This is a genomic window from Gordonibacter pamelaeae 7-10-1-b (assembly GCF_000210055.1).
GTDB lineage: Bacteria > Actinomycetota > Coriobacteriia > Coriobacteriales > Eggerthellaceae > Gordonibacter > Gordonibacter pamelaeae.
The window spans coordinates 1,949,450-1,968,710 of record NC_021021.1 but is presented as its reverse complement, the minus strand read 5'-3'; the positions used below and the strand labels follow the sequence as shown (position 1 = coordinate 1,968,710).

Here is a 19,261-nt window from a genome sequence, read left to right as displayed (position 1 = left end):
CTCGCCGGAGCTCGTGGAGGACGCCGAGCGCGCGGGCGGCGCTCATCTGCCGATGATCACCGGCTCGCGCAAGCAGCCCTACAACGCGTCGATGTACTTCAACAACCCGGCCTTCCGCCAGAAGTCGCCGCACCCGGTGGCGGAGGTGAGCGAGGCCACGGCCGGGCGGCTCGGCCTGAAACCGGGCGATCGCGTGGAGATCGCTACCGACAAGGGCTCGGCACGCTTTATACTGGAGACCGCGCCCCTGCGCGACGACCTGGTGAACGTGGACTACGGCTGGTGGCATCCCGAGTGGGGGCCGGGCGGCCCCGACCTCGGCGGCATGTGGGAGTCGAACGTGAACTGCCTCACGTCGTGCGAGCCGGGCGAGCCGCTGATCGGCACGTGGTCGTACAACGCCATCGACTGCGTCATCCGGCGCATCGACGAGCCTTTGAGCTGGGAATAGACGAATTGCCGTGCGCGGAGAGCGCACGCGGGAGACAACTGGTAAGAACGACGAGAAGGAGATAAGTTCCTATGGCCGAGAAAAAGCAAGCGCTGCTGCTGTTCAGCAAGCCCCCGGTGCCGGGCATGGTGAAGACGCGCCTGACGACCGAGCACGACGGTTTCCTGAGCCCGGCGCAGGCGGCCGAGTTCTTCAAGCGCAGCCTGTACGACGTGAGCGAGCTTGCCATGCACGCGCTCATGGAGCTGCAGATGGAGAACGACGCGGCCGTGGCGGCCGACCCGAGCGTCGACAAGGTCACGTACGACTTCTTCGTGTCCACGACGCCCGCCGAGAACGTGGAGCTGATGAAGGAGACCTACGACGCCATCGGCCCCTGGCCCATGGAGATCCACTACATGACGGACAAGGGCGCCACGTTCGACGACCACTTCGACTACGCGTTCAAGGAGATCTTCGCGCAGGGATACGAGCACATCGTGTCCGTGGGCGGCGACATCCCCACCATGCCGAAGTCGCACATCGTGCAGGCGTTCCAGTGGCTCGACTACTTCCAGAGCATCGGCAAGCCCGGCTTCGTGCAGGCGCCGTGCCAGGAATGCGGCACGTCGCTCGTGGGCTTCAGCCACAACACGCCGATGGACCACCAGGGCGTCTACTACAACCTGGACGGCCGCCCGGCGCTCGACGGCTACATGGAGAAGCTGGAGGAGCGCGACGTTCCCTCCGCGTTCCTGTCGCCGGTTGCCGACATCGACGAGAAGACCGACCTCGCGCACGCCATCTCGTGCATGCGCGCCATCAAGCAGGCGGCCGTGTTCCAGACCGACCTGTTCGTGCCGCAGCGCGTGCTGGACTGGGTCGATTACATGGGCATCCAGGTGATCACCCCGCCGAACGACGAGCACGACCCGCGCCAGTACATCGACCAGGAATAGCAGGAGCGCCGCCATGGGAGCGAACGAGAACACGGCGGCCGATCCGGCCGCGCAGCGCACGCCGCTGCACAAGACCACGGCGCTCTGCCCGGATTGCCTGGACGAGCTGCCGGCCGAGGTGTACGCCGACGCCGAGGGCGTCGTGTGGATGGAGCGCACCTGCCCCGACCACGGGAGGCTGGCCACGCGCATGTGGCCCGACGCCGAGCACTACCAGTGGCTGCGCTCGCTCGCGTTCCCGATGACGGCGCCGCAGAACACCCTTGCCGCCACGGCCCCGTGCCCGCACGGCTGCGGCACGTGCAGCCGCCACCAGCGGCGCGGCACGCTGCTGGAGATCGAGGTCACGCGCAACTGCAACCTGCATTGCCCCGTGTGCTTCATGAGCGCCGAGACGGGCGAGGGAGACCCCACGCTGGCCGAGATCTCCGACATGTACGACGTCATCGCGAATGCGGTGGGCACCGACGGCGCCGTGCAGATCACGGGCGGCGAGCCCACGTGTCGCAAGGACTTGCCCGAGATCATCCGCATGGGCCGCGAGAAGGGCTTCTGGGGCATCGAGGTCAACACGAACGGCCTGGTCATAGCCGCGCGCGACGGGTATCTGGAAGAGCTCGTGTGGGCGGGGCTCACCGGCGTGTACCTGTCGTTCGACGGCCTCACGGGCGAGGTGTACGAGGGCACGTGCGGGCGCGACATCCTGGACGTGAAGATGCGCGTCATCGAGCGGTGCCGCGAGGTGGGCATCCAGGTGGTGCTGTCCGTGGCCGTGGTGGCGGGCCTGAACGACGGGCAGCTGGGCGACCTCTTGCGCTTCTGCCTGGACAACGCCGACGTGGTGGCAGGCTTGGCCCTGCAGCCGGCGTTCACGTCGGGCCGCTTCGACGCCGAGCGCGCCCTGCCCATGAGCTCGGGCGACGTGATCTTCCAGCTGGCCGAGCAGTCAGACGGGCTCATCGAGCCGCGCGACGTGTGGCCGCTCGGGTGCTCGAACCCGCTGTGCGACACGGGCGTGTTCTTCGTGAAGGGCGAGCCTCCCGCGGGCGTGCCGGCGCATCCGTCCGGGTTCTACCCGGCCACGCGCGCCATGACGATGGAGGAGTACCACGCGGGGTACTCGCCCGACAGCCCGCAGGGCTCGGTGTTCCTGGACATCCTGGACAAGAAGGGCGTCGAGGTGGCGAGCGGGCTCTCCGTGGTCATCATGAACTACATGGACGCGGTGTCCATGGACACGCAGCGCCTGCGCGAGTGCTCCATGATGGTGACGGTGCCCGACGGACGCGCCATCCCGTTCTGCTCGTACCATCTGACCGATTCCGCCGGGCGGCGCGTGTACCCGCCGTGGTGCAAGGAGGAGCTGCGGTAACTTGCTCGACCTGCGGGGCACGGGGCCTTGGACATGCGGGTCGTGCTCGGTCAGTCCTGGCTCGCACGAACGCCCAAGGCCCCGCTTGGGGAGTGAACGGAAATTAGTGGTGGCTTACACCGCAGGGCAATGGTGTGCCGGTAGCACAGCATTGCCCTTACCGCGTTCGGGGACTGAGTCAATGAGTGCATTATCGGTAACCTCTGCTAATCGGGCGAGGGCTGCGACGACGTCGAATGTTTAGAGGAGCATGAGAGTGGAGATTTGCTCGCTTTGGACGTCGGTGCTCCCGTAGGGGCGGGGAGGAGGTCCCCGCACTTCAAGCAATATACAAGGTGCGGAGAATTAAGCGCTCCGCACATCAGACAGATTCCCCGCTCAACAATTTTTCGAGAGGTATGCGTGCATTTTCCGCATCCGCAGCAAGCGTAGCCGCAGCCCATCATTTTGTTCCTTCAGTTGTCAGCCTGCATTCTGCTTCTACACGCCCTTTTTCGGCAACGGATAAAAGCGAGATTCCTGCGAACGCAACCATGCAAGCAATGCTTGCAACCAGGAAAGCGTCATGGCCGAAGGAGCCCCCGGTTATAGATAGAATTATTTCAATTATAAATGAGCCAAGAAACTGCCCAAGGAATTGCACGGTAACACCCAAAGAAGTGTAGCGGGACGATCCTCCTTGCTCCCTCATCGAAAAGCTGTTAAAGAAACCAGCAAGTGTTGCCGCGGCCGATATTCCCAAAAGGCCAGAACCTGCAAAAATGGCGGTAAGGGAATTGGAAGAGTAAATGATCATCAAGGATAGAGCCCCTACCAGCGTAGTTATCGGTAGGGTGAATGTTCTTAGCTTTCCGAAGAGGGGGCCATATAGCACGCCAGCCAGCATGCCAGTAACCGTATGTGCCGACAGGCATAGACCTGCCACTTCGGCACCGCCATACCCGCTTTCAGAAACGATTATAGATATATTGTTTACAAAGGTAATAATGCAAGTCATGTAGACAAAGAGGCAGAGGTATGAAGCGACGATCCCTAGCGGAAGGCGCGGTTGCTTTCCCGTGGGCGCAAGATACCGTTTCTCGCTTGATGCGTCGTCACCAGTTCCTGCTTCATCGCGCGCTGCCGTAGCTGGCGGATTGGGCAAGGCGAAGAACGCAAATGCGAGGACCGCTAGCGAGATGAAGTAGGCCAAAAAGCAATAATGCCAGTCTGCAGCGCCCAAATAGCCACCGATTGTTTGAAACGCAACGCCGCCTATACTGCCTGAAGTCTGAACCAAACCAAGCATGGAAGCACGCTCTTTCCCTTTATAAAAACTGTTGATCAAACTCATCACCATAGGTACGAGGCATCCAACCGCAATACCGAAGCAGAAGCGCATTGCGATGATGAGGGGGATGTTGTCCCCCAGCATGCAAGGGGTGATACCGGCAAGGCAGAATAAGGCAATTGAAAAGAGGGTCAAAGCTCTTTTCTCGAAGTGCCTTTCTATATGCTCGTAGAAAGCTGAAGTCAACGCGATGGATAAAAACGGCATTGTCGAGATAAGCATGACGGTCGCCGCCGCGTATTGCGGATTTTCGGAGATGATGGTCGAAATGACGGGTGCAACCGCACCTCCTCCAATTTCCTGCAGAGCGACTGCAAGAATCACGGCTTTCAGGACAAGGGGGTTTCTCGTTCCTTTGATCGCCATGGTGGCGCCGTCCTTTCTTGGAATTCCGTCCCAATTTTTCATACGTACGCGCCATGGCGCGACTTTCGCAAAGCCCCGCTGGCAATCTAGGCAATCAGCGGGGCTTTGGGCGACATTGATGAAACGAAACCGCTCGATTTACTCGGGATCAACCCGCTCAAGCAAAGCTGCTTGACGCTTCTTTGAGCCGGAAACGGATTGAATAAGATGGGCGACGGCGAGAATTCCGAATATGATGGCGTAGAACAGGAACGGATCGGTGCCGTTGGTGTAATTTAAGCCGATGAGATTGCAGGCGGCGGGTGCCCAGTAGCCAAGAAGGAACTGGGAGCCGAACTGAAGGGCTACAGCGATGGAGCATGCCATGCCAGCCGCCACGGGAGCGGCGTACTTGCCGATAAGTTGGAAGAGCGAGGCGCAGGTCCATGGGGCCGCGAAGCCAAGCAGGCCAGCGCCAATGACGACCATGGTCAGGTTACTTGCGAAGCCGAGGCAGAGGTATGCGACGCAGGCGAATACGGCGGCTACAAATGGCAGATATTCCGTGAATCGCTTGAAGATTGCGCCGAAGATGATGCCGGCCACAATACCGCAAATGGTATGGACGTTCAATGCGGTCGCGGCATCAACCGCGGTGCCGAAGCCTTTGCTTTCAATGACGATGGATGCATTCATCATAAGAAGCGCAATGCCGCCCACGAACAGGAAGATTTCGACCCAGTAACAGATAACGATCGGCGGAAACTTCTGGGAGAAAGACAATGCGGCTCGTGCGGCTTTCTCATCTTCGGTAACCTTGCTTGCTGCAGCGGCTTCTTCGGTGGTTTTCACGTTCTTGGGCAACAATACCAAAGCGATTACACAGGCCACGATAGAGATAAGCGCGATGTACATAACCATATGCCAGTCAATGGCTGCAAGGAAGCCGGCGACCGTCTGGAACGCGACGGTGCCGAGGGAGGCGGAAACCTGAACGAAGCCGTTCAAACTTGCACCTTCGTTACCTTGGAAGTTTTCGGCGATAAGGGCGACGGGCAGGGAGCAGTATATGCCGAGCCCTAGTCCGAGAACGATGCGGCACGCCAAAATCGCGGGAATATCGGTGCCAAGGAACGCAGGGGCAACACCGCCTGCGACGTACAAGACGGTTGCGGCAACCAAAAGGGTGCGCGAAGAAAACCTGCGGGAGAGAAAACCGTAAGTAAGAGAGGTGGCAACTATGCCGACGGTCGGATAAGTTTGGATCATGGAAATAAGCGTTGGGTCATAGCCTGGACAATCTGCGATGATGTTCGCGATAATGGGACCAGTGGATGACTGACCATACATCACGAATGCGATGATGAGGATGGCAAACGAGATCAGTCTTGAGTTCTTGGCCGTTTTTTCTGACATGAATGACTCCTCCTTTATTGTTTTACTAGTTCGTGGCTTGTGAGCCAACGAGGGAATATCCCTCTGCGAACCCCCTCTTAGTGTTTTGCATTGGCGGTCTAGGGAAGCCGTCTTCGATGATTGCAGAAGCGATGCAGCGGCCCAACAGACCTGCTGCGTGAAACGAGCGAGTGCCCAATCGATTTCAGAAAAATAATGTGGCGGCATCTCATACACGGTGTATGAGATGGGAAGATTTTTCCGACGTCAGGCAAGGAGATACCGACGCTGCCGGGATAAATAGTGCACCGAGGCTGTTCCCGGGCGGCCGCCGTGGTCTTAGCATTCGGGTGGGGTTGGGAAGCCCGGTATTTCTTGACGAACGAACGAGAGGAGAAAACGATGGCCGACTTACAGAATCTCCAGTCGGTGCCACATGTGATTCCCGAGTACCAGTATCAAGAGGGGGAATATACGGTGACCCGCGGCAGCGCATGGTCGGGACCCGGTTGCCATCTGGGCTGTGGCGTTTTGATTTACACAGATGAAAACGAAAGGCTCGTGAAGGTGGAGGGGGACCCGGAGAACCCGTTTAATCAGGGGCGCTTGTGCGTGAGATGTCTAGCTGTGCAGGATGTCGTCAACAGCCCTAAACGACTGACGAGTCCGTTGAAACGCAAGCGCGAAGATCGTGGTAAAGACGCCTGGGAGGAAATATCTTGGGATGAGGCCTACGATATCATCTACGAGAGCATTACAACACTGCAGGAACAAAACGGTAAGGAAACCCTCTTTACTATTATGGGTACGGGCCGGGATATCAGCCCCTGGCTAACTCGGCTCACTTTTTCTCTTGGTTCGCCGAATTGCGTGTTCGCAATGTCGGGCCTGTCTTGCTACACCACTCGTGTTGTTGGATGTATCGCCACGTCAGGTTCATTCTGGGTGGGCGACTACTCCCAGCAATTTCCCGAACGCTACGATCACCCCGATTGGAAGGCTCCCGAGGTTATTGCAATCTGGGGGAACAATCCCGTTGTCGCAAATTCCGACGGTTTGTTCGGACACTGGGTGGTTGACTGTATGAAACGCGGCTCCAAGCTGATCACTATCGATCCGCGCGTAACGTGGCTTGCTGCGAGATCGGAAGCACATCTCGGCATTCGGCCCGGCACCGATGCTGCCCTCGCCCTGGGCATGATCGATTACATCATTAAAAACGATCTCTACGATCACGAGTTCGTTGACAAGTGGTGCTACGGCTTCGAGGAGTTGGCGGCTGCTGCGGATGAGTATCCTCTCGCCAAAACCTCTGAGATCACGTGGATCCCCGAAGAGAAAATCGCACGCGCGGCACGCATGATCGCCGAAAGCGACGGTGCCGTACTGCAGTGGGGCGTCTCTCTCGACATGTGCAAAGAGGCCTTGCCTACGTCTTCTGCGGCATTCGCGATCTTCGCCATTACTGGCCAGATTGAACGGCCGGGTGGCATGATAAGCCCCTCCGAGATTCTGCGCTATTCTGCCGGCTGGGGCTACGAAGAGCTTATCGAGAAAAAGACTCCGGAGATTGCCGCGAAGCGTGCGGGGGTATGGAAGCCGGAATACGGCCTGCTTCGCAGCGGTATATCCGCAGCCCATACCGACACAGTCATCGAAATGCTTGAAACGGGGGAACCATACAAACTCTCTTGTTTGTGGCTTCAGACGGCGAACCCCTTGGCGTGCACGTCCCCTGACCCGAAGCGCACCCTTGCCGCCCTGGCGAAGCTCGACTTCGTTGTTGCCGTGGACCTGTTCATGACCCCGTCGATAATGGCCCTCGCTGATATCGTGCTGCCTGTTTCCACTTTCACCGAGAAGGACGGTTTCCGTGTGGGAGATGGCTTTCAGCGGTGCGAAACCATCAACAAGGCATCCGATCCGGGCAACACCAAGCCCGATACCCAGATCAACCTGGAAATCGGCAAGCGTTTCAACCCCGAGGCGTGGCCTTGGGATAACGTGCAGGAAATGTACGGTGCTGTGTTGCGCGACTGTGGCGGCATAGATGGCACGTTCGAGCAGATGCGCGATCTTGCCCCCGCGTACCTTCCGTTCGAGTACCGTCGTTACGAGACGGGCAAGCTTCGCCCAGATGGACAGCTTGGCTTCAATACGCCATCCGGCCGCATCGAGCTTTGGTCTTCATATTTCGCAAATTCGAACCTGCCGCCCCTGCCTTACTTTGAAGAACCGACACCGGGCCCGCTTGCTACCCCGGAACTTCTTGATAAGTATCCGCTCGTTCTCACGACCGGCGCCCGCAGTTGGTGGTCATTCCACTCGGAGCACCGTCAAATTCCGAGCCTGCGAGCTCATAAGCCCTGGCCTGAGGTTGAGGTGCATCCCGAGACGGCAGAAAAGTACGGCGTTTCTGACGGAGATTGGGTATGGATCGAAAACCAGCGTGGTCGATGCAAGCGCGTCGTTGTGGTCACCCCGACCATCGATCCTCGCTACGTCAGCACCGACCATGGCTGGTGGCTTCCCGAGGAGAAGGGGGCTATGGACGACGGCCTGTTCGGTATGTGGGACGTTGATTGCAACAACCTTCTGGAATGGAAGTGCGGCAAAGCGGGATTCGGATCCAACTATAAGACGATGCTTTGCACTATTTACAAAGTTGTGGAGGGCGACGAGCATAATGTATGGAAAGGCGACGCAGCTTATTCCTATGCGCCGAAGAAGGGGACGGAGTAATCATGGCAAAAGGCTTACTGATCGATTACGAGTTTTGCACTGGATGCCATAGCTGCGAGATGGCTTGCCGCAAGGAGCATGGCCTTTCCGACGGGGAATTCGGTATCAAAATTGCTGAATTCATCTGGCCAAAGAGAGCGGAGGGGCTTGATTGGCAGCGTACGGACGATTGGCAATACACGTACATTCCTGTTCCCTTGGACGAATGCGATCTATGCGCCGAGCGCACGGCGGCGGGTAAACTGCCTACGTGCGTGCACCACTGTCAAGCGAAGGTCATGCAGTACGGTGAAATCGGAGAGCTGGCGCTGGCGCTCGCCGAGAAGCCCAAGCAAACCCTTTTTCGCCCATAGTTTGAGGTATACTTTACTCCTTTACCCATTCGCAGAAGGGTGAAGGATGACGTAAAGGGGAACGGGCCTAGGGTGGTATGATGCTGCCCTAGGTCGTTTGTTTGTGGGGGTGACTGGATGATCGCAACTGTTAAAGATTTTCCTAGCAGTCTGAGCACCAGAGATATTTTCGGTATTAGCGCTTTTACGCTTGTCCATGCTTTTGCGATGTTGGTGGCGTCCTCCTCTCTTTTCGCCGAACCTCTGTTGAATGCGGGCATGGCAGGCGGCATGGAGCAGGTACCCGGCATCGTGTACATGCTTTTCCTTGGTGCGACGCTGTTCGCCCTGGGATATGGCAGTCGCCTGAAAGCGTGGATGGGCTATGGTCCGGCGCTTACGTTAGCTCCTCTCGTTCTGGGCTTGTTTTCGTGCTGCGTCATCGTCGTAGCCGCAATGCGGCCGGTTTTCGCCGGGTTGATACTGCTCGCATGGGCCGCATTCGGTATCGCCAACGGAATCGTATTGCTTAGAGTGGGCCTCTACTACTCGACGATAGGCAAGCGCAAAGCTTTTTCGTCTTCCGCCATCGCGCTCCTGATTTCTGGGTTGTTGTATCTTGTTGTAGAGAACACAGGTGTTTCTTTTGGTATCGTGTGCACGTTCCTTTTCCTGTGTGCCTCGATCGTTATGCTGGTATTCACGCCGCAACCTGCTGCCGGATCGCAAGCAAAGGGAATTGTCAAGATTCGGCATTTTCCAGCTGAGTTGGCTGGATCCTATTTGAGCGAAAAGCGAAGCGCGACATTTTTCATCATCATGTTCTTTTATTGCCTCGTGTTTGGTTTTTCTACAGGGGAGCCGCCCTCTTCGCTGAACTCGTTTGGAGTTAACCTCAACGGTGTGGCACCTGCAATTGGTGGTGTTCTCGCAGTTGTCTATGTATCGCGGACGAAGGGGGAAGCGGATCTTTTCGTGGCGCAATGGGGCCTTCTGGCCATTTTGGTAGTCGGAACGGCTCTTCCGTTGGTGAACGATTCCAGCCCTATTCGACTCGCATCGATCCTTCTTCTTTGGGTCGGGTTCTCTGCTTACGACATATCGAATTGGTGCTCGCTATATGAGGCATGTCAAGAGCGGAACTCTGTTTTTGTTTTCGGCGTTGGTCGCTCGCTTTTTACTTTCGGCTTGCTGGTTGGGAGGTTGCTTTTCTATGTTGTTGCAAACTTTCTCTCCAATAGCGGTTCCGTTGCACTCACCTCAATCGTCCTCATCCTGTGCGTATTTTTCCTGTGCCTGATCCTGTCCAATATGCACCTAATTGCCGCCGAGTCATCTTGTGATTCTTCGGTCGAGAGGACGGAGGATGTCGTACTTGAGCCGTTGGATGACGAGCCAGGCGAGGTCTCTGAAGGCGAAAAAGCAGGAGCCGCCATCAAAGCTTTGGCAGAGGATAACGGCCTGACGCGCAGAGAGCAGGAGGTTTTCGAATTGCTCGCAAAAGGACGCAATGTGGCGTATATTCAAACTTCCTTGGTGCTTTCCCGCCATACGGTGAGAAGCCATGTATACCATATTTATCAGAAGCTTGACGTTCATTCGCATCAGGAACTCATCGATGTAGTCGAGGCGGAAGCGAAAGACGCGGATGAGGCTCGTAGCCATTCAGATCTACACTGAGCTATTGAACTTCGACGTGGATGGCGATCGGTCATGCAGGGCTGTACAAGTGGCAACGGCGTGAACTATGCGGACTCGCATCAGCAATCTAGTTGAAGAGGGTTTATGCGAGCTGTATTCCGTGAGGAGTACGCATGTAAGTAAGTGATCGGGAAGACACAAAGCCACCTATGCTCGCGCAACATATTGTAAAGGGTATAATTACGGCAGTTAAGCTTGCCTGGAATCCGTATGTAGCCACATGCAATTTGAACTGCAATTGGCCCACTGGGATGCGATAGTGATTGGGAGCGCGGGGCAGTGCTGCAGGAGAGAGTCGGCTTCGTGGGAAGCGTCCTGCGCTTGCCGCTTGGCCTGAGACGGCGCTGTTGGTTAGTAGGACAAAGGGTCCGCCCTTACCATTGAGCGGAACTTAGCATTTATTGGGAAGCGCAACGTGGCTGGGTGCAGCCGCTTGGACATAGAAGGAGACACATGGCCGACTACCGAATTGCGAACGACCCGGACCGGTGCGTTGCGTGCGGGCTGTGCATCGCGTTCTGCCCGTGCGAGGTGCTGGAGGCCGACGGGGAGGGGCATCCCTTCGCGGCGCGCATCGAGGACTGCGTGGGGTGCACCACCTGCGCGGGCAACTGCCCGCAGCGCGCGCTCTCCGTGGAGGCCACGGGCGACGCGGTGTACGATCCCTTTGCCGACGAGCCGCGGGCCGAGCCCATCTCGCGCGAGCTGCACGAGCAGTACGCGGAATGGCAGCGCGTGATCATGGAGAAGCTGGGCCTGCGCTGGCAGCCGGTGGCCGTGAGCCTCATCGACAAGGACGAGCTGCTGCCCGACGTGCCCCTGCCGCCCGAGAACCAGCGCTTCTGCCAGGCCATGATGGCCGCGCGCCGCGGTGCGAGCATCCTCATGCCGCCGCATCGGCACTCGTGCCCGGACGGCACGTCCATCTTCGGCATGACCGGCGTGCCCGAGAAGCTGGCCACCGGCGAGATATATGTGCTGTTCCACAAGGTGGTGAACGCCGAGGCCGCCGCCCGCATGGTGGCCGAGCGCCCCATGCTGCCGCCGAAGAGCCGCCGTGCCACCTATGTGGCGCCCCTGGCGAAGACGGTGCGCAAGCCCGAGGTGGTGGTGGTGACGGGCACGCCCGAGCAGATGATGTGGCTGTGCATGTCCATGAGCTACTACTCGGGCCACCGCTTCGACTTCCACGCGAGCGGGTTCAACTCCATGTGCGTGGAGGCGGTGCTGTACCCCCTGACGGAGCAGGAGCCCAACATCACGTTCGGCTGCTACGGCTGCCGTGCGGCCACCGACGTGGCCGAGGACATGATGTTCATGGGCCTGCCTGTGGACAAGCTGCCCATCGTGGTGCAGGGCCTGACGGAGCTGGCGAAGAAGGCCATCCCGGATTCGCGCATGAAGATCTACGTTCCGCCTATCATGTAGGGAAGGAACCCCTATGACGAACGAGCTGTTCACCATCCGCGATGCACGGCCGGACGACAAGGCCGTGCTCGACGGCTACGCCAACCTGGAGGGCATGGACGCCATCCCCTCCATCGAGGGCGTGCGCGTGGCCGTGAACGAGGACGACGAGGTGGTAGGGTTCGTCCGCATCGCGCTCGCCGACGACGGCACGGCGTTCGTGAACCCCGTCATCACCCACGAGACCTGGCGCGGGTTCGGCGTGGGCCGCGCGCTCATGGAGGAGGCCCTCGAGCGCCACGGCGAGCTGCGCCTCGTGTCGCGCGGCGGGAGCCTGCCGTTCTACGAGGCCCTAGGCTACGAGCGCATCGGCTGGGACCTCATCGAGATGTCCCTCGTGGACGACTGCGACCACTGCGAGATGCGCGAGGAATGCGGCCCGGTGCCCGTGCGGAAGGTGCTCTAGGCGGGAGGCGGACAACAAGCTTCCCGCCATTTGTCATGCCGAGAGCGCCGAGCTAAAAGTCACATACCTCGGAACCTCTGCCACTTTTCGACCCCCTGCCTGCCAATCTGTGTTTAACAGCGTGCACGCGCGAAGCCTTTTCCTTCTCGCCCCTTTGCAGTTTGTCCCCTTATGGAGAGATATGCGAAGGACAGGTTGTCACGATGGCCGTTGACCGACGCTCTCATAATTGAACCTGGCCGGAAAAAGTTCTACTATGGTCGAACGGCGGGCAATGTGCCCGTTTGCCGGGAAAGGGTCGGCGGCAGGAGTGCGTTCGAAGGGGACAGATGGGCGCTTCGACTGAAAAGGAACTGCAAAAAGCCGTCGTTCGGGCAAAGCTGACGCAACCGGCGTTGCCGATCGGGTATGTGGGCAGGGCGGCGCTTCTCAAGAGGCTCGAGCTGCTCGCGCGGCAGAAACTGACGCTGGTCGCTGCGCCGACGGGCTATGGGAAAACCGGATTGATGGTTGAGTTCGCTCGGAAGAAGGCAGAAGAGGGGACCCTCGTCTCCTGGTTGACCGTCGACGAGGAGGATGCCGACTTCGCCCGCTTCTGTCGACATATCGTGGCGGCACTGGCAGGGCTGGGCGCCCAAGTGGCTGCAGAGATTGAACCCCTGGTAGACGAAGAACTCCTGGAGCGCGGTGCAGGGTTGGACGACGGCGTTCTCGTAGCCATGGGCAATGCGCTGTTCGAGGCGCTTCCTCCCGGTTTGCCCTGCTACCTGCTCATCGACGATTACGGCTGCGCCGACCAACAGGGTAGAGACGTGCAGCTGCTGCGTTTCTGCTCACTGACGCCGCCCGACTTCCATGTGGTGCTCGCCTCGTCCGCCTTTTCGTGGGTGCTGCAGACCGATGCCTATCGCTTGGGGTACGGCTGCCTCGGCGTAGAGGACCTGGCTCTGACCATAGACGAGGCGCGGCATCTGGCGAATGCCATGTGCGATGAGCCTCCCTCCGACGAGGCTCTGGAGAAGGCCTGCCGCTTCGTCGAGGGATGGCCGCAGGGGCTTGTGCTGGCGGCGCGGTCGCTGTCGGGCGCGCGGAGCGCGGACGACGTGCGGCTGGACGGTTCCCTCCTGAACGTGCGGCGCTGCTTCCAGGCACAGGTCACGCGCTTGGTGACCGGGGATCTGTTCTCGTTCATGCTGGAGATATCGGTGCTCGAGACGTTCAGCCGCCCCCTCTGCGAGGCGGTCTTCGGCTCCGGTTCGACGCAGGCCCTTCTCGACGAGCTGATACGGCGCAACCTCTTCGTCGTGCCCTGCGACGAAGAGGGAACGTGGTTCCGCTTCAACGCTCTGTTCGCCGACTGGCTGCGCAGCGAGCTCCTGCAGCTGCGGATCGAGGAGATCAGGCAGACATGCGCGCGGGCGAGCGAATGGTTCCACGATTACGGGATGCAGGACGAGGCGGCGAAGTACCTGTTGCTGGCGAGCGATTTCGACTACGTTGCGAACCTGACCGAGGCTACCTGCTCGCTCTCCCGCTCGGACAAGCGGACCCACTACCTTTTGTGGCTCTGTCGCATACCCTCGGCCGAGTTCGCCTCGTCGCCGCTTTTGTGCATGCTCTCGGCATGGTCGTGCATCACGAATGCACGCGTCGCCGATGCGCAGAACTGGATCGCCCGATTCGAGCGCAGCATGCAGGAGCCTGCGCATGCCGGCAGCCTCGATCCGAGCATCGTGGAGTTCTCGTCGAAGTGCCTCAAAATGAAGTGCGTTGCCATGGAGGGAGACGGCCAAGAGGCTCTCGCGCAATGCGATGAGCTGTTGAACAGCGGGTACGAGATCAAGCCATCGCTTATGAGCATGATCTACCAGTCGCTCGGCGAGGCATACGAGCGTATTGGCGACATGGCCCAGGCCCAGGAGATTTACCTGCAAGCCCAGGCAAGCGCAAGCGTGGACGCTACGATGCACCAGCTGCTGTTCAACTCGTTCAGCTTCGCCGAGGTGCAGCACTGCTTCGGCGAGCTCGCCGAAGCCCGCGAGAGTTGCGAGAAGCTTCTGCAAACATGCCCTTCCGATTTCGCCCTTTACGGTGCCATCTGCGCGCTGCTGGCGCGCGTGCTGCTCGAGCGCAACGAGAAAGAGCGGGCCTCGGTTTTGGTGGAGCGCTCGCTCAAGCGGACCTCGCATTACCGGCACATCGACATGTACCTTGAGGCCAAGATGGCCCAAGCGGGGCTGCTCGCTGCGAGGGGAAGCCTTTCCGAGGCGTACGAGGTCATCGTCGAGGGCATCCTGCATGGCGAGCAGAAGGACGTTCCGCGAGCCGTGCTGCTGCGTGCCTACTTCCAACAGGCGGAGATAGCGGCACGTCGCCGGAACCTGCGCGACCTGCTCCTCATCGAGAGGAAGTTCGCCGCGCGGGTGCATGAGGGGGATGTGTATTGCCAGCTGCTGCTTTCTCTCGTGCGCGCCCTTTCGGCTTGGGAGAAGGGCGACGGTCCGACCGTCCTCGAGACGCTCGAGTCGGTCGAGGTGCATGCACGTAAGGGCCGCTACGTTTGCCTGCTTGTGAAAGCCCTCGCGGTGGAAACGGTCGTTTTGCGCGAGATAGGAGAGGGGTCGCGCGCCTGCGCCCAGCTGAAAGAGCTCTTGACGTTGGCAAGCCGGTACGGTTTCATGCGCAGCCTCCTCGATGCAGGCGAGCCTTTGCGCGACCTTCTACGTGACTACTCGACGACGCGCAAGGCGGGTGCATCCGTTCGGTCTTACGTGAAGTCTCTTTTGGTTGAATTCGAGCGGGAATTGCCGGAGGCGCCGTCGGGCATAGACGGTCCGGGCGCGTTCGCCAATGACGGGCCCGACCCGCTTACCCCTCGTGAGCTGGAGATCCTCAAGCTCCTCAATATGGGCTTGTCGCGCAAGGAGATATCCGAAACGCTCTGCATCAGTGTCAACACCGCGAAGAAGCACCTTGCGAACATCTACAGCAAGCTGGGGGTGGGCACGCGCGAGGAGGCTCTACGGGAGTATGCGGCGAACCGCTCCGTTGGGAACGGGGCGTCGGGGTCTGTCGCAGCGGCTAGGGAATGAGCTCTTCTCACCCCCGCACCTTACCCGCGCTCCTTACCCTCGCGTTCGGTCTTGTGAAGGTCATGACCCCTGCTTCTCCCCTGCGTATTCTCTTCAGGTAGAGGCCACCTTGTCCGGTGGCACCGACCCAGAGGAAAGGATACGCCATGTGCTTCAGACCGCCAGTGGCCGTCGAGGGGCCGAAGAACTGCCCGAAATGCGGAGCGGAGGTGCCGACCGGGGCGGCGAAGTGCCTGGGCTGCGGCGCCGCCTTGCAGGTGCCGGTCGTGCTCGCACCCGGCGCCCCGGCTGCGTCCAAGGTCCCCGGCGCTCCGGGAGCCCCCACACCGCCGCCCGCACCGGGCGCCTGAACAAGGGAGCGTGGGCGGGCGCATCGAACCCCCTGAACGGAGCGCCCGCCCACGCCACCTTACCCCGTCCCCTACCCGGCCGTTACCCCGCGCCTCACCCGCGCGATGTCACGAATTCGGGTCATGTAATCAGGCGGGGCCTCCAGTAGAGTGAGGGCATCGTAAGGGGAAGGCTTCCGGAAGCGCTCTTCACGACGCCTCGTGTCAACCAGGTAGAGAAGAGAGAGGGGACAACCATGTCCGAGAGCATGGTCGGCGTGCCGAACAACCACGTCGACGAGAACGGCATCCGATGGCGCCGCACGCGCTGCCACATGTGCCACATGAACTGCGGCATCTTCGCGGGGGTGGACACGGCCACGGGCCGTTTGGTGGAGTTGAGGCCCAACGACGACGAAGGTGCGGTGCTGTGCAACCGCCTGGGCGAGCGGGGCCAGCGCGCCATCAAGTTCCATTACCATCCCAAGCGCATCAACCACCCGCTCAAGCGCGCGGGCGAGCGCGGCGAGGACAAGTGGGAGCAGATATCCTACGACCAGGCCATCAAGGAGATTTCCGAGAAGCTCCAGGGGCTCATCGACAAGTACGGCCCCGAGACGCTCGTGTCGTCCGAGGGCACCTACCGCTCTGACCACCTGTGGGCGCGCAGCCGCTTCACGAACCTGCTGGGCAACCCCGGCAACGTGGTGGACCCCGGCACCATCTGCTGGTGCTGGAACTACTCCCTGAACATGGCCATGGTGGGCTGGCCCGTGGAATCGATGATGCCGGCCTCGCCGCAGCAGTCGAACACGATCGTCAACTGGGGCAAGCGCTGCTCCGAGTCCTACGCCCCCGAGGCGCCGCTGTGGCGCGTCATCAAGGGCCGCACGACGGTGAACGAGAACGGGCCCGCCCAGATGATCGTGGTCGACCCGGTGTGCATCCCCGAGTCCGGCCAGGCCGACCAATGGCTTCAGCCCTATCCGAACACCGACTGCATCATCTGCCTCGCGTGGATCAACTACATCGTGGAGCACGAGCTGTACAACGAGGACTTCCTCAAGCACTGGTCCAACGCCGTGTTCCTGTTCCGCACCGACACGAACAAGCTGCTGCGCGCGAGCGACATCGATGCAGACGGCAGGTTCGAGGACTTCGTGGCGTGGGACGCCAAGCGCGACGGCGTGCTGGCGTGGTGCTCCGACGAGAACCGCTACTGCACCGAGGAGGGCGTGGAGGTGGATGCGCAGCTCAGCGGCACCTACCGGGTGAAGCTCGCCGACGGCGGCGAGGCCGAGTGCATCACCGTGTTCGACGCCATCGTGCGGCGCGTGGCCGAGTACACGCCCGAGCGGGCGTCGAAGGTGTCCGGCGTGCCCAAGCGCAAGATCGAGGAGGCGGCGAAGCTCTACGCCACGAACGGGCCGGCCTGCATCATCTGGGGCCTCGGCGGCGGCGACCAGCACGGCAACAACGCCGCGAGCTTCGGCATAGCAAAGACCATCCTGCGCATCATGACCGGCAACATCGACAACCCCGGCGGCGAGTTCGTGGGCCAGCCGGCCGACCCGAACTCCGTGGGCAAGGAGAAGGACTTCCCGGTGCGCGACGCCGAGATGGAGCTCTCCGAGCTGCAGGACCCGGAGAACCAGGCCAAGTACATCGGCAACGACCGCTTCCGCGTCATGGCGTGGCCCGGCTTCAAGAAGATCGACAAATGCTACCGCAAGATGTTCGGCCTGCCGCGCCCCATGCTCCATCAGACGCTGTGCTCGCCGTCGCTCGTGCTGGACGCCATCATCGACAAGAAGCCGTACCCCATCACGGCGATGATCGCGTGGTCCTCGAACCCGCTGGCGTGGATGCCGAACACGAAGAAGGTCTACAAGGCGCTGAAGAGCCTGGAGCTGCTGGTGGTGTGCGAGTACTGGAAGACGCCGACGGCCGCGCTGGCGGACTACATCATGCCCGCGTGCGACTGGATGGAGCGCCCGATGTGCACGACGTCGGAGGACTCCATGGACTTCATCACCGTTGGCGACCGCGGGGTTGAGCCCTACGCCGAGCGCCATATGGACTACGACTTCTTCCGCTCCCTCGGTTGCGCCATGGGCCAGCAGGAGCAGTGGCCGTGGGAGACCTACGAGGACGTCATCCAGTACCGTATCGACCGCTGCGGGCTCAAGTACGAGGACGTGGTGAACGCGGGCACGTACTTCCCGTACCCCACCGAGTACTACAAGTACGCCAGGCGCCTCGAGAACGGGCAGATCCAGGGCTTCGCCACGCCGTCGCGCAAGGCCGAGGTCTACGCGTCGGTGCTCGAGGAGCTTGATTACGACCCGCTGCCGGTGTACCGCGAGCCGGAGTCGCCGCTCGGCAACCCCGAGATGGCGAAGGAGTACCCGCTGCGCCTGACCACGGCCGGCCGCATCAGCCCGCTGTACCACTCCGAGATGCGCACGCCGGGCCACGGCACGCGAACGGTGGCGCCGTACCCCATGACCTGGATGCACTTCAACGACGCACGCGCCCTGCACATCAAGGAAGGCGACTGGGTGTGGATCGAGACGCCCATGGGCCGTATCCGCCAGAAGGCGCACCTGGGCTGGGACATCCCCGAGGGCGTGGTGCAGGTGCCGCCCAGCTGGTGGTACCCCGAGCTTCCCGCCGAGGAGCCCTGGTCGCAAGGCGTGTTCGAGGCTGCCGCGAACGTGCTCATCGACGACGACCCGGACAAGGCCGACCAGATGACGGCCACGTGGAACTGCCGCGGCCTTCTGTGCAAGGTGTACCCCTGCATCGACCCGTCCGACGGCGCCGACGACAGCATCCCGGCCGCGCTCTACGACGGCACCCACGGAACCGTGTGGGACAAGGCCGCCGAGAACCTGGGCTTCTGGGAGTTGAAGAAGTAGGAGGGGAGGTTTCCCGCCGCATTCCGGAGGGAGGAGGGCAAAGGCAGAACCTCCTTCCTCCTGGGGCGGGGGGTATGGGGAAGCGCAAGCGCGTTTCGAGGAGGGGCGCCGCGCCTCTCCTCACGCTGGAAAGGGGGTCTCGTGGGAGCGTATGCGCCGATGGGCTTCTACCGCAACAAGCCGCGCGTGAAGGTCGACGAGGATTACTGCCGGGGGTGCCTGAACTGCGTCTCGGCGTGCCCACGGGAGGGGAAGGTGCTCCGTGCATGCAAGGTGGGCGGGGAGATCCGCGCGAAGGCCGAGCATCCGGAGCTCTGCGTTGGCTGCGGGCGTTGCGTGAACGCATGTCCCACCCACTCCATCAGCATTTACTTTGTTTGACTGCTGAAAGCGCCGTAAGGCGCGATAGTTGGAGGACTCGAAAGGGTTTCTTCGTCAAA

14 protein-coding genes are annotated in these 19,261 nt (G+C 60.7%); 12 read left to right on the top strand and 2 right to left on the bottom strand.

What is annotated here, in order from left to right:
- The 3 genes from GPA_RS09080 to GPA_RS09070 all read left to right on the top strand — a co-directional run.
- Window positions 1–451 (top strand): molybdopterin dinucleotide binding domain-containing protein (locus GPA_RS09080; RefSeq protein WP_041239374.1); only part of this gene is annotated, 451 nt, incomplete at its 5' end.
- Between the two features lie 71 nt (window positions 452–522).
- Window positions 523–1,389, top strand: a complete 867-nt coding sequence (locus GPA_RS09075; RefSeq protein WP_015539682.1) for a TIGR04282 family arsenosugar biosynthesis glycosyltransferase — start codon at window positions 523–525, stop codon at window positions 1,387–1,389.
- 13 nt (window positions 1,390–1,402) lie between these two features.
- Entirely contained in the window at window positions 1,403–2,761 is a 1,359-nt protein-coding gene (locus GPA_RS09070) for a radical SAM protein (protein WP_015539681.1), read from the top strand.
- A 442-nt stretch (window positions 2,762–3,203) separates the two neighbouring features.
- On the opposite strand, the gene GPA_RS09065 is transcribed toward GPA_RS09070, so the two are convergent.
- Window positions 3,204–4,499: an MFS transporter gene (locus tag GPA_RS09065; RefSeq protein WP_015539680.1), complete on the bottom strand. Its 1,296-nt coding sequence runs from the start codon at window positions 4,497–4,499 to the stop codon at window positions 3,204–3,206.
- A gap of 96 nt (window positions 4,500–4,595) precedes the next feature.
- Entirely contained in the window at window positions 4,596–5,852 is a 1,257-nt protein-coding gene (locus tag GPA_RS09060) for an MFS transporter (protein WP_015539679.1), read from the bottom strand.
- A 381-nt stretch (window positions 5,853–6,233) separates the two neighbouring features.
- Between GPA_RS09060 and GPA_RS09055 the strand changes: the two genes are divergently transcribed.
- From GPA_RS09055 to GPA_RS09010, 9 genes are all read left to right on the top strand, one after another.
- Window positions 6,234–8,573 (top strand): molybdopterin-containing oxidoreductase family protein, encoded by a 2,340-nt coding sequence (locus GPA_RS09055; RefSeq protein WP_083809023.1) that lies wholly within the window; start codon window positions 6,234–6,236, stop codon window positions 8,571–8,573.
- A 2-nt stretch (window positions 8,574–8,575) separates the two neighbouring features.
- Window positions 8,576–8,926, top strand: coding sequence for a 4Fe-4S dicluster domain-containing protein (locus tag GPA_RS09050; protein WP_015539678.1), 351 nt, complete (start codon window positions 8,576–8,578; stop codon window positions 8,924–8,926).
- 117 nt (window positions 8,927–9,043) lie between these two features.
- Window positions 9,044–10,585 carry a LuxR family transcriptional regulator gene (locus tag GPA_RS09045; protein WP_015539677.1) on the top strand — a complete coding sequence of 514 codons (1,542 nt, stop codon included), beginning with the start codon at window positions 9,044–9,046 and terminating at the stop codon, window positions 10,583–10,585.
- A gap of 474 nt (window positions 10,586–11,059) precedes the next feature.
- Window positions 11,060–12,034, top strand: coding sequence for a DUF169 domain-containing protein (locus GPA_RS09040; protein WP_015539676.1), 975 nt, complete (start codon window positions 11,060–11,062; stop codon window positions 12,032–12,034).
- Window positions 12,035–12,047: 13 nt separating this feature from the next.
- Complete coding sequence (locus GPA_RS09035; protein WP_015539675.1) at window positions 12,048–12,479, top strand: GNAT family N-acetyltransferase; 432 nt, start codon at window positions 12,048–12,050, stop codon at window positions 12,477–12,479.
- A 329-nt stretch (window positions 12,480–12,808) separates the two neighbouring features.
- On the top strand, window positions 12,809–15,571 hold the full coding sequence (locus GPA_RS09020) for a LuxR C-terminal-related transcriptional regulator (RefSeq protein WP_049784091.1): 2,763 nt from the start codon (window positions 12,809–12,811) through the stop codon (window positions 15,569–15,571).
- Window positions 15,572–15,717: 146 nt separating this feature from the next.
- The gene (locus GPA_RS18145) at window positions 15,718–15,921 is read left to right on the top strand and encodes a zinc-ribbon domain-containing protein (RefSeq protein ID WP_147274564.1); all 204 of its coding nucleotides are present in this window, start codon (window positions 15,718–15,720) and stop codon (window positions 15,919–15,921) included.
- A 236-nt stretch (window positions 15,922–16,157) separates the two neighbouring features.
- Complete coding sequence (locus tag GPA_RS16810; protein WP_015539674.1) at window positions 16,158–18,821, top strand: molybdopterin-containing oxidoreductase family protein; 2,664 nt, start codon at window positions 16,158–16,160, stop codon at window positions 18,819–18,821.
- A 141-nt stretch (window positions 18,822–18,962) separates the two neighbouring features.
- Window positions 18,963–19,202 (top strand): 4Fe-4S binding protein, encoded by a 240-nt coding sequence (locus GPA_RS09010; RefSeq protein WP_147274563.1) that lies wholly within the window; start codon window positions 18,963–18,965, stop codon window positions 19,200–19,202.
- Window positions 19,203–19,261: the final 59 nt, after the last annotated feature.

Excerpts from the sequence above, each read along its gene's own strand:
- GPA_RS09075 (WP_015539682.1), top strand. The coding sequence starts at position 523 with ATGGCCGAGAAAAAGCAAGCGCTGCTGCTGTTCAGCAAGCCCCCGGTG.
- GPA_RS09070 (WP_015539681.1), top strand. The coding sequence starts at position 1,403 with ATGGGAGCGAACGAGAACACGGCGGCCGATCCGGCCGCGCAGCGCACG.
- GPA_RS09065 (WP_015539680.1), bottom strand. The coding sequence starts at position 4,499 with ATGAAAAATTGGGACGGAATTCCAAGAAAGGACGGCGCCACCATGGCG.
- GPA_RS09060 (WP_015539679.1), bottom strand. The coding sequence starts at position 5,852 with ATGTCAGAAAAAACGGCCAAGAACTCAAGACTGATCTCGTTTGCCATC.
- GPA_RS09055 (WP_083809023.1), top strand. The coding sequence starts at position 6,234 with ATGGCCGACTTACAGAATCTCCAGTCGGTGCCACATGTGATTCCCGAG.
- GPA_RS09050 (WP_015539678.1), top strand. The coding sequence starts at position 8,576 with ATGGCAAAAGGCTTACTGATCGATTACGAGTTTTGCACTGGATGCCAT.
- GPA_RS09045 (WP_015539677.1), top strand. The coding sequence starts at position 9,044 with ATGATCGCAACTGTTAAAGATTTTCCTAGCAGTCTGAGCACCAGAGAT.
- GPA_RS09040 (WP_015539676.1), top strand. The coding sequence starts at position 11,060 with ATGGCCGACTACCGAATTGCGAACGACCCGGACCGGTGCGTTGCGTGC.
- GPA_RS09035 (WP_015539675.1), top strand. The coding sequence starts at position 12,048 with ATGACGAACGAGCTGTTCACCATCCGCGATGCACGGCCGGACGACAAG.
- GPA_RS09020 (WP_049784091.1), top strand. The coding sequence starts at position 12,809 with ATGGGCGCTTCGACTGAAAAGGAACTGCAAAAAGCCGTCGTTCGGGCA.
- GPA_RS18145 (WP_147274564.1), top strand. The coding sequence starts at position 15,718 with ATGTGCTTCAGACCGCCAGTGGCCGTCGAGGGGCCGAAGAACTGCCCG.
- GPA_RS16810 (WP_015539674.1), top strand. The coding sequence starts at position 16,158 with ATGTCCGAGAGCATGGTCGGCGTGCCGAACAACCACGTCGACGAGAAC.